The 12,366-nt window shown below is 47.2% G+C and carries 13 protein-coding genes; 9 read left to right on the top strand and 4 right to left on the bottom strand.

Annotated features, from left to right (window positions below; genetic code table 11):
* Window positions 1-147 precede the first annotated feature (147 nt).
* The 4 genes from AC1VOR_RS11795 to AC1VOR_RS11780 all read left to right on the top strand — a co-directional run bounded on the left by AC1VOR_RS11795 (window position 148) and on the right by AC1VOR_RS11780 (window position 3,683).
* Window positions 148-1,035, top strand: a complete 888-nt coding sequence (locus AC1VOR_RS11795) for a carbohydrate ABC transporter permease (RefSeq protein ID WP_482618017.1) — start codon at window positions 148-150, stop codon at window positions 1,033-1,035.
* Entirely contained in the window at window positions 1,035-1,865 is an 831-nt protein-coding gene (locus AC1VOR_RS11790) for a carbohydrate ABC transporter permease (protein ID WP_482618016.1), read from the top strand. Before AC1VOR_RS11795 ends, AC1VOR_RS11790 begins: the two co-directional genes overlap by 1 nt.
* 204 nt (window positions 1,866-2,069) lie before the next feature.
* Window positions 2,070-3,464 (top strand): helix-turn-helix domain-containing protein, encoded by a 1,395-nt coding sequence (locus AC1VOR_RS11785; RefSeq protein WP_482618014.1) that lies wholly within the window; start codon window positions 2,070-2,072, stop codon window positions 3,462-3,464.
* A 51-nt stretch (window positions 3,465-3,515) separates the two neighbouring features.
* Entirely contained in the window at window positions 3,516-3,683 is a 168-nt protein-coding gene (locus AC1VOR_RS11780; RefSeq protein WP_482618012.1) for a Spo0E family sporulation regulatory protein-aspartic acid phosphatase, read from the top strand.
* A 97-nt stretch (window positions 3,684-3,780) separates the two neighbouring features.
* Here AC1VOR_RS11780 and AC1VOR_RS11775 read toward each other — a convergent pair whose 3' ends face one another.
* Window positions 3,781-4,149, bottom strand: a complete 369-nt coding sequence (locus AC1VOR_RS11775) for a VOC family protein (protein WP_482618010.1) — start codon at window positions 4,147-4,149, stop codon at window positions 3,781-3,783.
* A gap of 64 nt (window positions 4,150-4,213) precedes the next feature.
* Entirely contained in the window at window positions 4,214-5,164 is a 951-nt protein-coding gene (locus AC1VOR_RS11770; RefSeq protein ID WP_482618008.1) for a helix-turn-helix transcriptional regulator, read from the bottom strand.
* Window positions 5,165-5,402: 238 nt separating this feature from the next.
* On the opposite strand from AC1VOR_RS11770, the gene AC1VOR_RS11765 reads away from it, so the two are divergent.
* Entirely contained in the window at window positions 5,403-6,302 is a 900-nt protein-coding gene (locus AC1VOR_RS11765) for a sugar phosphate isomerase/epimerase family protein (RefSeq protein WP_482618005.1), read from the top strand.
* A gap of 62 nt (window positions 6,303-6,364) precedes the next feature.
* On the opposite strand, the gene AC1VOR_RS11760 is transcribed toward AC1VOR_RS11765, so the two are convergent.
* Both AC1VOR_RS11760 and AC1VOR_RS11755 read right to left on the bottom strand, forming a co-directional pair.
* A complete protein-coding gene (locus AC1VOR_RS11760) occupies window positions 6,365-7,069 on the bottom strand; it encodes a histidine phosphatase family protein (RefSeq protein WP_482618003.1) in 705 nt (234 codons plus the stop codon).
* Between the two features lie 20 nt (window positions 7,070-7,089).
* A complete protein-coding gene (locus AC1VOR_RS11755) occupies window positions 7,090-8,109 on the bottom strand; it encodes a LacI family DNA-binding transcriptional regulator (RefSeq protein ID WP_482618001.1) in 1,020 nt (339 codons plus the stop codon).
* A gap of 356 nt (window positions 8,110-8,465) precedes the next feature.
* Between AC1VOR_RS11755 and AC1VOR_RS11750 the strand changes: the two genes are divergently transcribed.
* From AC1VOR_RS11750 to AC1VOR_RS11735, 4 genes are read left to right on the top strand one after another with little or no spacing between them, the layout of a single operon-like run.
* Window positions 8,466-8,909 carry a helix-turn-helix domain-containing protein gene (locus AC1VOR_RS11750; RefSeq protein WP_482618000.1) on the top strand — a complete coding sequence of 148 codons (444 nt, stop codon included), beginning with the start codon at window positions 8,466-8,468 and terminating at the stop codon, window positions 8,907-8,909.
* Window positions 8,910-8,937: 28 nt separating this feature from the next.
* Window positions 8,938-10,410, top strand: coding sequence for an ABC transporter substrate-binding protein (locus AC1VOR_RS11745; RefSeq protein ID WP_482617999.1), 1,473 nt, complete (start codon window positions 8,938-8,940; stop codon window positions 10,408-10,410).
* A 35-nt stretch (window positions 10,411-10,445) separates the two neighbouring features.
* Entirely contained in the window at window positions 10,446-11,420 is a 975-nt protein-coding gene (locus AC1VOR_RS11740) for a carbohydrate ABC transporter permease (protein WP_482617998.1), read from the top strand.
* Window positions 11,417-12,250 (top strand): carbohydrate ABC transporter permease, encoded by an 834-nt coding sequence (locus AC1VOR_RS11735; RefSeq protein WP_482617996.1) that lies wholly within the window; start codon window positions 11,417-11,419, stop codon window positions 12,248-12,250. Before AC1VOR_RS11740 ends, AC1VOR_RS11735 begins: the two co-directional genes overlap by 4 nt.
* Window positions 12,251-12,366: the final 116 nt, after the last annotated feature.

Genomic DNA, 12,366 nt, shown 5'->3' with positions numbered 1-12,366 from the left:
CACCTTTTTACCCTTAACTGTTTTCTTAAATCCATTTTGGCAATGTAAACGCTGTTTTATAATTACATTATAGCCCAAAAGGGCGATGTGTGTAGAACAAGCAAACACCATGCATATCCACTAAACGTCATGAAAAAGAGGTGCTTTATGTCCAAACTAGGGAGAAAGCGAGCCGAAAAACTGGAGTTTGGCGTCTTCACTTTGCCGATTCTGATCGCAATTGTTGCCGTATTTTATTATCCGTTCATGATGACGATTCGATATTCCCTGACCAAATGGAACGGGATTTCCAAGAATCCAACCTTTATCGGACTGGATAACTTCAAGCAGATCTTCATGGGCGACGCCAACTTCACAAGTGCCGCCTGGTTCACGATCAAATACGCCATTCTTTACATCGTATTGGTCAATGTCCTCGCCATTTTGCTGGCGCTGGTCCTGGATATGAAGCTGAAGACGACGAGCTGGCTGAGAGCCGCCTTCTTCATCCCTTATATTCTCAGTCTCGTCATTGTTGGCTTCATCTGGAAGTTCATCTTCATGCAGGGCTTCGAATCGCTTGGAGAGAGCACCGGATGGGGAATGTTTGCCCTAAGCTGGCTCGGCGAGCCAGGTCTAGCCTTCATATCTGTCCTGTTCGTCTCCATCTGGCAGTCCATCGGCTTCTATATGGTGATCTATATCGCCGGCCTGCAATCGGTGCCGGATGATCTAAAGGAAGCTGCTACCGTAGACGGCGCGGGACCGATTCGCCGCTTCTTCAATATCACGTTGCCGCTGCTGGCTCCTTCAATTACGATCTCCGTCTTCATGGCGCTAACCAACTCGATTAAGGTGTTCGACGTGATTCTATCTCTGACGGGCGGTGGTCCGGGCGGAACTACTTACAGCGTAGCGTATGACATTTACCGCGATACCTTCCAGAACAATATGTACGGCTACGGTACGGCCAAAGCGCTGATTCTGTTCGTAGCAGTGCTGATTATTACGATTATTCAGCTTACCATCTTCAAACGCAGGGAGGTTGAGGCATAATGAGTAAAAACAAAGTGGGCCGCATCATTTTAGAGATCGGCATGGTGCTGCTGTCCATCCTGTTCCTCTACCCGTTGTTCCTGACCATCAACAACTCGCTCAAGAGCTTCTCCGAGGTCATGACCGACGTCATTGCCTTGCCGAAGAAGTTAGCTTTCGAGAATTACAGCTACGTTTGGGAGTTCATCAACTACCCGCGGCTGTTCCTGAACAATACGGTGATTACCGTGCTGGGGCTGGCTGGTATCGTACTGATCTCATCGATTGCGGCCTACAAACTGGCTCGGACCAAATCCAAGGTCAGTTCAATCATTTATTTCATCTGTATCATGCCGATGCTCATTCCGTTTCAATCCATCATGCTGACCGTACTACAGATGGCCAAGAGCTTCCACTTGTCGGACAGCACCTGGGGACTGGGTATCCTGTACTGGGGTTTCGGTGCTCCGCTGGCCTTGTTCATTTACCACGGCTTCGTGAAGGGCATCCCACGGGAAATTGACGAGAGTGCCACCATTGATGGTGCCTCCGGCTTCCGCTTATTCTTCAGCGTGATCTTCCCGCTGTTAAAGTCGGTGACCACCACGATCATCATTATTGATGTAATGTGGATCTGGAATGACTTCCTGCTCCCACTCTTGATGGTGAACGGCTCACCAGCCACCAAGACGTTGACCTTGGCCGCCTACACCTTCGTCGGACAATATACCTCCGACTGGCAATACGCAATGACCGCCATGGTGATGGCAGTCCTGCCTTCAATTATCGTCTTCATTTTCTTGCAGAAGTACATCGTCAAAGGCGTAGTGGCCGGAGCGGTGAAGGGGTAAGATTTAGAAATTAATCATCACTACAAGCCAAAATACAAAAGCAGCCAACCGTTTGATGCGGTGGCTGCTTGTTTAATTACAGAGCTAAAAATCTCTATTCCGTATTCTCTAAGCATCTATAGTTGACCTATATTCAACTTTAAGTATACTGTAAATCTAATAGACATCCTAATATATGGTTTTTTAGGGGATGGAGGTCTTAATTTGCGGCAGCGATTGATACGTGAAATTTTAGAACAATATATGCAAGAAGAGCAGTTGTCTATATCCCGGTTCTCGCAGCTATCCACAATTAACACAGGAACGTTAAGTCGGATTCTAAAGGGGTTAAAGCCCATCTCCCTAGGGCAACTACAACGAATTACGATGGGTATGAAGTTACCGGAGGATAGCTTATTTCAAGAATACATTAAGGAATGCTTTGCTTCATCCAGTAATTTACGTCGAATACGTCCCTTTATTATACGTTGTGCTGAACTAGATCGGTTGGATTGTATAGAAGAGGTTGTTGGAAGGTTAGCAGAGGATCGTCAGTACAACGGAGCCTTGTTTGACATCTCGGAGCAACTTTATAATCAAGGACAATTAAAAGCAGCCTCATTGATTTATAGTCAGGTTGCTGAATCTGAACGATACCAGCATTCTGAACGGCTGGCTCTTTGTCGATACCGCTTGTTCACTCTTCAATTAGGAGCAGATTTAGAAGAAAACTTAGCAGCAGCTACAAAATTTGAACCTTATACGAATCGCCTTCCTGAAATGGAACAATTAGATGCCCTTAAGCAGCTTATGCACATTTTTGGCATGGTCCATAAATGGTCCAAGGTTGAAGCGCTAGCTGTGCAACTACAACAACTTGCATCCTCCTTGTATCATTTACAAGGTCAGTCTCGTCGTGCAGAGGAACCCTTAATTCAAACAGCACAACCCGTATATTATTACATCCTTTACGCATATCTGGCCCGTGCTACCGTCTATGAACATTATGGTGACTATAACATGGCTTTGAAATTTGTAGCCCTTTATGCAGATGGTAAAGCTTGGATTCGAGAGCAAGACGAGACGTCAGAGCGCATCATTTCTCAATTCACAGAATGGGCCACGGCTAACACATATTTGTATAGGGTGTTATCAGGGGACGAGGAAGCTTTAACAGAATATGCGACATATATAGAAGCAAGACCTGATGAAATTTTTGTTGCTTTGACTCATATCATCCAGGCAGCAAATCAGTATAACTATAATATTGATCCTATACTAGAGAGGTTTGCTGAACACCTTCCTTCCTCATCCACAGTAAATGCTAATTACGGCGTATATAACGAAACCGTGATGGCAGAGAAAATGGCACAATTTTTTTGTGATTTAGCTGCCTATAGAGGCAAGACTAATCCCAAGATTGCATTAAACCTAATACTAGAGGCATTACAACTATCAGTTAGAACGAGCAGCGTCAGAAATATTATCAATAGCATTGTTTTATTTGAGGAATATGGTAAACATGCGAGTAATCAAGAAAGACAGAGGTTTGTGCAACTAAAAACAGCATTTTTGAATGAGGGCAACATTGGATTACAAGATTCTGCCATTAATCAGTAGCCTGAAAAATAAACATAATCCCCTAAAATATGACATGGGGAGGGTGTTCATATGGAATTACAAAGGCTCCAAGATCGTATTGAAGCAGCCAGAAAAAAACTCCATGTACTGACAGAAAAATATCATGGGCAATTAAGCCATCCTCATGTCATCCGTCAATCTGTACGGCTGGATAAGCTCATTAATCAATACAATCAACTCACCAAGAAATTCAATTGATCGCTAATTGGTCAACATAAAAAAGCTCCCCTCACCGCAACAGGTTATTATTATTTCACCTGACTACTGTATGGGGAACTGGCTACATCATGTGTAACTAGGCTTTACTATGAAGGGTAATCAGATAACCGTCCGGATCGGCAAAGGTAAAGGTTCGCCCGAAGGGTCCGTCGATGGGTGCGGATGTAATCTTTACGCCTGCTGCTGCAAGCTTGTCATGAATTTCTTGCGTATCCGGGGCATAAAGCCACAGAGCAACACCAAGTCCAGGCTGAATACCTGAACCAAGTTCTGTTCCCGGGATCAGGTCACGAAGTGCAAAGGCAATAGGCTTGGTGTCGAAGACCACGGCATGAGGGGGACCCGCCTGTGAGCGGACCAGTCCAAGATAGTTTTGATAGAATTTCGCAGAGCCTTCAAGATCACTCACTTGAAGTGAGATGAAATCCGGTCCAATTGCTGACATAATAAATGTCCTCCTTGTTGTTTGTATATCTTGATTGTACAAGACCCCTATTGCCAACAGTATGTCAGTAGCGTTCTTTCATTTTTGCAATTTCTTCTTTTACTCGGTGTTTGAAGGATTCAGGTTCCGTAACTACCACATCTGCCCCCCATCCTAGGATCCAGGACAGCAATTCCTCCGGTTGACGAACACGGAAAGTGACATGGTAACCATCCTCTTTAAACTCGGTAGTCTCCATGTAATAGTTGTTGGCTTCTTCAACTTTATCGATGACTTCTGGATTAAAAATGGCACAGACCTGAACGCTCCGGTTATCCTTTGGCCGATAAGAATGAAGATCGAAGTTATCCGGAAGTTGAAACGTGTCACCCGTCAGGATAGGATCACTGATCCGAGAGACTCGAAAATGACGAATGTCCTCCCGCAGGTCACAAAAAGCAAGTAACAGCCAGCCATTTAGCTCATCATGTGCCAATCCGAATGGCGATACCGTTCGCACCGTAACCCGGTTTCCATCCGCTCCAGCAACCCCTTTGTGATAGGTGAACCGTATTTTCTTCCCCTCCCGCATAGCTTCGCGAATGCTTCCCAGATTTACTTTCTCCTTTGTCAGGATATCCAATTCATCTTTTTGGAGCAGACGGATGCTCCCTTGTATGCGGCTTGTCTCCTCACGGATGGGACGAGACAGCAAGGCTTCAATTTTTCTGTGGGAAGATCGCGCGCTATGGCGAACAGCAGGATCAAAGCGTTTTTCTATGAATTCAGCACCCAGAAGTAGCGATACAGCCTCATCCACAGTGAAACTAATCGGGGGCAGAAAATAACCTTCCATTAAGGAATATCCTGATCCGGTCTCACTCATGACGGGAACACCGGCTTCACTCAAAGCCTGCATATCGCGATAGATCGTTCTTGCACTGACGCCCAAGACCTCTGCTAAGGCATCGGCCGTCAGCAATTTGCTTCGCTGGAGTTCCATTACAATCGCTAAAAGACGCTCTGTTTTATTCAATTGAAGCTGCACTCCCTTGTTCGAATTGAACGGTTATTTATCATCTTTGGCTTTCTGATATTTAGATTATACAAAAACACAACCGACAACTGAATGTCAGGTGTATTTTAAACCTATCCCCTCTGGTTCAAAATAGCAGGATTGTGCTAATGTTTAGCAGTACAGTGACAAAATTGTCTGCCTCCTTTCGATAAAATGAATGGGAAGGATTGCGAAACTTATGGAGGTGTGTCTGTGCATGAGAATATCTATGTCGTTAAATGTGTTTGAAATTGACGAGCCCGTCGATGCCATGATCAGCCGTTGTAAAAAAGCTGGCTTCGATGCTCTGGACATGAATTATTGGGATCATCAGCCGCGAATGGGACAACTATCGTGGGACGAGGAAGAACAGTGGGCTCACGCTGCTGCTGAAGCCGCGCAGAAATACGGTATTCCCTTCACCCAAATGCATGGGCCGGTCCACGGACATTCATTTGACAAGTTGGTGGATGGTCTGGAACTGGATGGTTTTGTATCCCTTGCCAAGCGGTCGATTCAAACGGCTGCTATTCTGGGTATCCCTTGGGTTGTATTCCACCCCTCTAACATCTCCGAACATGGGCGCGAAACGACCGAAGCCAACAGAGCCTACAATCAGAAGTTCTATGAGAACCTGTTGCCGACCATGGAGCAGACAGGCGTGGGGATCGCACTGGAGAACTTGTTCAACCCTGGTGAGCGGACACAATCGGAAAAACCGCGTATATACGGAACTGTGCCTGAAGAGCTGGTCGAACTGATCGATTCGTTCAACCATCCTTTGTTTGGAGCGTGTTGGGATACGGGACATGCCCATATGCAAGGCCTGAGCCAGGGGGAATCCATCCGTCTGATCGGCAGCCGACTGAAAGCTCTGCATATTCAGGATAACAACGCACTGACAGATCAGCATTTGCTTCCTTTTCACGGGAATATCTCCTGGGAAGATGTGATGGGCGCCTTGAACGCCGTTCATTATCAAGGCGACTTTACGTATGAAGCGCACATGTCAATCCGGGTGTTGCCGGATGAACTGAAGGACGAGGGTCTGGCTTATGCGGCCAAGATCGGTCGCTATGTAACATCGATCCCACTATCGCCGAATACCTTGGGCTAAATATAGCAAACATCCCGGACTGTGCACGCAGTCCGGGATGTTTGCTATTGGTAGAAGGAGCTTCAGTCGAAGTTAGTGATAATTCCTTGCTTGCTAACAGGCAATCCGGCCTTATAGAGATGAGATGTCTCCCCTAATCCAAGACATCTCGGCGTGGCCCATTGCTCGGAACGTTCGTCCATAAGAATGGTTGTGACCGAGCTCGGTGCCAGCCAGAAGCCGGACCAGACCATGGGAAGGGAGAACTCCAGCAAATGGGAGAGCCAGGTCAGACCAAACCCGAGGTGACAAAATATGGCAATATTCTCGCGATTAGATTGGACTATCCGGTAGCTGCCACCCTCTCTTACATAGCCGAGTGACGCTAGAAAATGATCGGATTGTTCTGTTAACAGGTCGTATTTATCTTGTAACTGCCGGGACCGATAATGGGGCCATTCGCTCCACAATGCTTGCTCCGGCATGCGCTGTTGCTGACGGGTTACCTCCCCGTCCACATTCCACGCGGCAACCGGACGTCCGGATCGGTCATCCCCCTCCCAGCCTTCAAGCTCAGCCATCCACGGCTGAATGGCAGGTTCCAGCCCTATAAGCTCCGCCGTATATTGAGCGGTGTGAACGGCTCTGGGCAACGGCGAACAGAAGATGCTACCAATGTTCAAGCCAGCCAACCGTTGGGCCAGAGCCTGGGCCTCCAGGTGGCCTGCCGGCGTAATTGTATTACCGGGATAATCCGGGTCAGCGTGCCTAATAATGTACAAACGCATGATAAGTGAAGCTCCTCTCTTTAGCTGTTCATGCTGGATTCCCGAATGATGAGCTTTGGCTCCAGGTATGTAATTTTGGTTACTGGCTGGTCATTTGACAGGCGATCCAGCAATTCGATCGCAATTCTCCCCATGTCGGTCAAATTTTGCGTTACACTACTCAGCGTTGGAGACATATACCCGCAAATATCGATATCATCATAACCTACCACAGCGACATCCTCAGGAATGCGCACACCGATGGAGATCAATTTTCGCATCGCCCCGATTGCCATCAAGTCGTTGGCTGCAAATATAGCGTCGAAGCTGACGCCCCGGCTTAGCAATTCCTCACAAGCGCGAAATCCACCCTCCATATCGTCGTTCTGCACATTAACCATCATCTTCTCGTCTATGGACAGGCCATGCTGACTTAAGCATCGAATGTAGCTTTCTTCTTTGACAACATTCGTGTAAGTGTGCCGGAAACCATTAATGTAAGCAATTTTGGTGCTTCCGCGCTCGATTAAATGATTCACGGCCTGGTAAGAGCCCGTCGTTTCATCGGTTACAACACAATATACATTGGGCTTGTTCAGCAGGTGGTTAGTTAATACCACCGGAACCGATTCCGCAGTACGCTCAATGTGCCGAATGTAGTCCTCACCAATCGATCGGCCACCGGAGAGGATGATACCATCTACCTTTTTCTTCTTAAAATTTTCAACGTACTTCTGCTCGCGCTCAAAATTTCGGGCGGTATGACCAAGGAGAATGGAATAATCCAGTTCTGCAGCCGTCACCTCGATCGAACGAAGCAACTCACCGTGGAACGGATTCTTAATATTAGAGATGATAACTCCGAAAGTTCGAGTCGAACGCGATACCAGACTCTGGGCCAGTGCGTTGGGGGTGTAATTCAGCAACTCCATAATGGAATGAACTTTCTCACGGGTTTGCTCATTCACCTTTTCGGGCATGTTGATCGTCCGTGATACGGTGGCGATAGATACCCCCGCCTCTTTCGCAATGTCGTAAATACTGATGCCTTTTTTGTTCATGTAGGTCACCTCCAACAATCTGTAGTCGCTTTCGAGGTATGTAACCTCTTACATCAATGCTGTGTTTTGTAACAATCTCAATCAGTATATCATAACCTTCTCAATTGAGATACACCGAATAAAACGCATGTTTTCTTGAGATTTTACGAAGATTTAACGTTCCGTTAGCATTTATCGGTAGAATGTTTAGGAGACGGACTTTAATATAAGGACTGTAAGGGGTATCATAATAAATCTTAAAAAAATATGAAATTCCCTTGTTTTATATGGATTGTTCTATTACGACAAAAGAAAGGGGTTACTATACGAGCGAACATATGAATTAGTTATCACAATGACGAAGAGGTGGGACAGACATGGATACATCGCATAGGTCCCTGGTTACCACGGCTCCCCTAATTGTTAGTGGTGCCAGGCCCCTCAATAAGTTGTTCGCTTTGTCAGACTATGCACTCCGCCCTCCCGACGATCGCATTCAAGATGTATTAGTTTTCATGAATCGCCATTATGCAGAAAACATTGAAATTACAGCATTGGCGCGTCTGGTGTCACTGTCCACGTCCCGACTGTCTCATCTCTTTAAGGAACAGATGGGACAGACCATCACGGAAAGCTTGTCCCAAATCCGATTGAGGAGAGCCGCTTCAATGCTTCACTCTACCTCCATGCAGGTCACAGACATCGCCTTTGCTGTTGGTTTCAATTCACTTTCATTTTTCACAAGGAAGTTCAACCGGGAGTACGGTGTAACTCCTACGGCATATCGCAAGCAATGTGACTATTACCCACCCAAAATTTAATTCGACATTACAGGAGGCAAACAAACGAATGAAACCTATGTTAAAAATAGCAGTTGGCGCTATGTTGGCCGCAAGCTTACTCCTCTCCGCCTGTTCACAGAACGGGGCCGTCCAGGAAAGCGGCAACCGTGCCGACACGGAGCAGACCGGTTCAGAGCAACAAGTAACGCTCAAGTTATGGAATCGAATCCAGAGAGATATGTTCGATGAGGCCATCGCGGGCTTCGAGCAAGAATATCCGAACATTAAGATTGAGATGACTGCCCTGCCTGAAGCCGGGCAAGAGGTGGCACAGTTTCAGGCGGCTATCGCCGGGGACGAGCTACCGGATTTATTTGTAAAGCCAACGGCCTACAATTTGCCTCAGTTAGTCGGGTTGGGTAAGCTACATGAGTTGGACAGCGTGTTCCCTGCGGACAGCTATGACCAGTATACTGCCGGGACATTTGCAGAAGGCGTTAGCATGATCGATGGCAAGGTGTATCAATTCCCACTGTTCTCCTCCTTGCATGGCTCTCTGATGATGTATTACAACAAAAATGTACTCAAGGATCTCGGCATTAGTGAAGCAGATATTCCAACAACGTGGGACGAGCTTATTGAAATAGGCAAACAAATTTACGACAAGTCCGGCGGTAAAACGTATGCGCTGGTCGTGGGAGCCAAGACCAACTACATGGCAACAGATATGGTGAATCAACTGTCTACGCCAATTTCTCCGGAATCGGGGCTGGATTACCGAACAGGCCAGTACAACTGGAACACGGAAGGAATCAAGGAGACGATCACGCTCTTTGAACACTTGTACAATGAGAAGGTATTGGCTCCCGCCACACTTGATGCTGATACAGGGAAAGCATATGCCGTGTTGAAGAACGGGGAAGCCGCCTTCATGATTCAGGGCAACTGGGGCGGAGTGACCTTGAATAAACCCGATGAAAACGACGTTAAGCAGTTCTCCTCCGAAGACTGGGGAGTTGTTCCACTACCGACCCGAGACGGTAACGATTCATTCCGCTATTTCGAAGGCGGTTCGGGTGAGTCAATCATGGTGTCCAAGACGACTGAGCATTGGCCGGAAGTCGAACTGTTCCTGAATTATTTGCAAGATCATATTTATGAAGACGTTGCTGAGAAGGGCTATTCGTTGCCTTCCAAAAAGATAGATAACCTGCAAGATGTCTCGGCAACACCACATGATCAAGCGATCGCCAGCATTATGGAGAAATCCAAAACACTGACACCTAGTGTGTATAAGAAAAACCCAAATGCAACCGAAGTGATGGATAAATTCAACGGCTACGTGCCGCGTGACAATGTAGGGTCCATTTTCCATGCTTACTTGACCGGACAGATTAAAGACCTGGATCAGTCATTACAACAACTGACTGATGACTTTAATCAAGCGCTTGACAAAGCGCTGCAAGAATCTGGCGGCAAGGTCACCCGCAACGATTTTGTATTCGAGGATTGGATTCCAGGCCAGCCTTACAACAATTAATCGGCGGAGAGAAGGCGAATACGAGGAGGATAACCGTGCAACAAACGCAGAGAATCAGGAAGCCATTGCTTCGACTCAGGATAACGCATCATCGCCGGAAGTATATATGGGCTTACCTGTTCATTTTGCCGCAATTTCTATATTTCCTTGGGTCGTCCTTGTATCCGATCATTATGAGTTATGTATATTCGTTTTACGAATGGGACGGGTTGCAGTCGCTGACCCAATTTATTGGCTTGGCTAATTATGCCGAATTACTGAAAGACAATATGTTCTGGAATGCTATGAAGAACACCACGATCTACGGAATTGGCTCGTCGGCGATTACGGTGGTTGTAGCCTTGCTGTTAGCTCTCGTATTGAACGATCATTTGCTAGCCGGGCGAAATTTTTACCGGACACTATACTTTCTCCCGGTTGTCACCACATCGGCCATCATCGGTATCATCATGAACAACATCTTCGGTCTGCAAGGCTTTGTTAACGAATTGTTGCTGCAAACGGGTCTTGCATCCGAGCCGGTCCGCTTCTGGCTGGAGCCCTCTCTGGCCATGCTGCTGCTGATTGTGATTGGTTCCTGGAAGCAAATCGGCGTGGTGATGATCTATTGGCTGGCCGGGCTGCAAACTATTCCGAACGACTTGTACGAAGCGGCACGTATTGACGGTGCCAACAGTCGCGAAATCCTGATACATATCACCATGCCGCTGTTAAAGCCAGTGTCGGCAACGATCTTGTTGCTCACCGTCGGAGGCAGTTTGCATGTGTTTGATCTGGTCACTACGCTGACGGGCGGCGGACCGTATCACAAGACGGAGACGCTTGAGCTGTTTATTTATCAATACGCATTCTCCTCCAGCATGGGTGGCGCACGGGTCGGCTATGCTTCTGCCGCTGGCGTACTGTTAGGGCTATTCACGTTGATCATCAGTTTGATCTTCGGCTGGATGGCTTGGTCGAGCGGCGATAGCCGGAAGGTCCGGAAATCCCGTAAAGGAGGAATCGTATGAAGCCGGTCAGACGCTTTTACTATTTCATGACACACAGCCTGCTTATCGTGTTCGGTATTTTCTGGATTTATCCGTTTGTCTGGATGGCATCCTCATCTCTGAAAGACAACCATTCTTTCTATACGTCGGGAGTCAATCCGATTCCGTCTGCACTACACTGGGATAATTACGTTCGCGCATGGGAGGTGGCTAACTTCTCTGGCTACTTCCTGAACTCTGTTATCTTATCCGTCTCGACGGTGCTGATCGTGCTTGTACTTAGTTGTATGACCGGCTATGCCCTTGGTACGGTGTCGTTCCCCGGACGTAATATGTTAATTGGCGCAGTTATTGCGCTACAGTTCATTCCCAAAGGATATACCGTTATTCCGGTGTACCAACTGGTGAAGGCGCTGGGCTTGACCAATTCCATGACAGGGGTCATCTTTGCAGAATCATCAGGTGCCCACGTGCTGTTCATCTTGATGTTCGCCGCCTTTTTCGCGAAGATCCCCAAGGAGCTAGGCGAAGCTGCCGAGATAGACGGTCACGGGTTCACGGGTACTTTCGCTCGGGTGATGCTGCCAAATGCCAGTCCAGTCATCGCAACGGTATGTATTATGCAATTTATATGGACTTGGAGTTCCTTCCTCATGCCACTCGTATTGACCATTAATAAGCCGGAACTGAGAACATTGTCGGTGGGTATGCAATCCTTTGAGACATTGAACGCAACCGACTGGACCGGCATGGCGGCCGGAGCAGTCATCTCCCTTGTTCCGGTCATGCTAATCTTCATCTTCATGCAGCGGTATTTCTACGAAGGGATTTCGGGATCAGTAAAAAGCTAGTTGCCAGGATAATGAGAGACTTAGCAGTAAGTCTTAAGTTATAGCATATATAGGTTCATCAAGCAGAAGCAGCCGCTCCCCTCAACGGGGCGGCTGCTTCTGCTCTTACAACTATG

The organism is Paenibacillus sp. 1SOY10 (assembly GCF_056836745.1).
Note: the sequence above shows the minus strand (reverse complement) of the source record. Positions and strands in the feature narration are given on the sequence as shown.